1 protein-coding gene is annotated in these 1,775 nt (G+C 60.8%); it reads right to left on the minus strand.

Features of this window, described 5'->3' with window-relative positions; all coding sequences use genetic code 11:
• Window positions 1-163: 163 nt before the first annotated feature.
• Window positions 164-1,408, minus strand: a complete 1,245-nt coding sequence (locus ABZ857_RS44085) for a hypothetical protein (RefSeq protein ID WP_357056926.1) — start codon at window positions 1,406-1,408, stop codon at window positions 164-166.
• Window positions 1,409-1,775 lie beyond the last annotated feature (367 nt).

The raw sequence follows: 1,775 nt of genomic DNA on the forward strand, positions 1-1,775 counted from the left end.
GCCGCGGACCGCCCCTGATCCGAGGATTCATCACGATCAGACGAGCGCGGGCTCGGCGGGGAAGTGTCAACGGGCGTGCTCGTGTGCATGGGCGCAAGCCTGACGGCCCATATGCCAAGAACCGGCACCGACGCAGCCCGACCACTGTTTCATTGCCAGGCCTTTATCGGGAAGAAATTCTCGATTCCTCGCTGAACCGCCCTTGGCTCTTCTTTGGGCCGCGGCGCTGCTCGGCCCGTGTCCAGGCGACCGCCGACAGCAGGCTCACGACCAGGACGATCGGCATCCGCTGACGGAAAATGAGACCGATATTGGCCATGCTCGTCGCATAGACGATTGTGCAGGGCAGGACGAAGAGGAGGATGACCATGAGAAATCTGCGCTCACGTCTCCACAGTTCGCGTCCCCCCTGAACGGCGCGGACGAGGAGGTAGTACCACAACAGTGTCTCGATTTTTCCGAGCTGCAGCACGATGCTTCCCCCCGTCCAGGGGAAGGGCGACAGCAGCGTATAGACGACCTTTGCGGGCAACGCGCCCCATGGGTTTCCGCCGTCGTTGAATACGACGCCGGAATCTCTGTCGGAATTCGCCCGGATCGCTTCTTTTGATTGCCCTTGGGCAAGCTGCGCCTGCATCGTTTCCACAGCCAGGTTCTCGGTCGACTCGGGAAAGAATATGAGGCATGCCAGAAAGCCGGCGAGAAGGGTGAGGGTACACAGAGGGAGGACGCGCTTGGACGCGACGAAGCCGAGGATGAGCGGCAGCCCGCACATGAAGACCATGTACGGCCGTATGTTCCAAAGCGCCCATAGCAACGGAATGAGCAGCAGTATTTTCCGGATGTCGAATTTCTGCACGTTCGACGTGGCCAGGGCCAGGCATGCCACGACGCAGAAGGCGTTGAAGCCGTCTTTGAACATGTCCGACGTGTGCAGCAGGAACGCCGGCATGAACGCCATCAGGGCGAGGAGTCGGTAGGAGGCTCGCTCGTCCGCGCCGATGAGCCGGGCGAAACGGTACATGACGATGCACAGCGCGCAGGCGATCAGTGCCACCACCGCGGTGCAGGCGAGGGGAGCGGGTCCCCCGCATAGATAGATGATGAGCGCGTAGATGTTGCAGGGGACGGCAACGGAATAAAGGTCGGTGATTTGGTCGGAAGTGACGAACTGGAATCCTTCGCGCTCCCAGAGTGCGACGATCTTCGATGCCCTGTATTCGTAGGTGTAATTGTCGCCTCCGTACGGCAGCAGTCCGGTCCGTAGGACCAGGACATGGATCAGCAGCCGTGTGGCGAAGGCCAGGAGCAGCACCGGCAGGATGCGCCGCGCCGTATCCCGGTCAAAGCAGAAATGAACGAGGAACGTGAGTATTGTCGCGGATACCACGACAACCAGATACTCCACGAAAAATCACCTGAAAGATATGATGGATGGGAGGTTCACGGCGTCTGGTCACTGTAACCAGGAGCACTCCGGGTTGCTCCGGATGCTGGGCCGCCTGTTATTTCAAGGTTTCGTCAACAACTGATTCCACTGGCGGGTCGTGCAGCCGCGGTTGACCGTGTGGTCGGGTCTGCGGCCCCCATGCGTCGGCATCGACGACTACAAAGGCCTGGCAATGAAACAGTGGTCGGGCTGCGTCGGTGCCGGTTCTTGGCATATGTGCCGTCAGGCTTGCGCCCATGCACACGAGCACGCCCGTTGACAGTTCTCCGCCGAGCCCGCGCTCGTCTGATCGTGATGAATCCTCGGATCAGGGGCGGTCCGCGGA

Source organism: Microbispora sp. NPDC046933 (genome assembly GCF_040644635.1).
Taxonomy (GTDB): domain Bacteria; phylum Actinomycetota; class Actinomycetes; order Streptosporangiales; family Streptosporangiaceae; genus Microbispora.